The following is a 250-nucleotide window of genomic DNA, read 5'->3' as shown; positions in this document are numbered from 1 at the left end:
CCCCCGGCTTTCAAGGAAATCGCATGTTTTTTCAAAAAACGGATATACGATAAGCTCGGTTTCTTCTCCGTCTGCCGGAGACGAGATTTCAAGAATTCCGCATGGACAGGCTTTCGTAAGCTGCTCCATCTGAAATCGGAACACGTCTTCTTTGTACCGCTTTAAAAGCTCCTCTTTTTCCTCAGCTTCTATTTTCATAGTCTGCGAGAAAACGCCGTCTTTCCAACTAAACTTATCTTGTCCCACTTCC

General features: G+C 44.8%; 1 protein-coding gene. It reads right to left on the bottom strand.

Annotation, left to right across the window (positions count from 1 at the left end):
* On the bottom strand, nt 1–250 hold a 250-nt coding region (locus tag NE668_RS09940; RefSeq protein WP_256196840.1), incomplete at both ends, for a hypothetical protein.

This window comes from Veillonella parvula, assembly GCF_024461875.1.
Taxonomy (GTDB): Bacteria; Bacillota; Negativicutes; order Veillonellales; family Veillonellaceae; genus Veillonella; species Veillonella parvula_I.
Note: the sequence above shows the minus strand (reverse complement) of the source record. Positions and strands in the feature narration are given on the sequence as shown.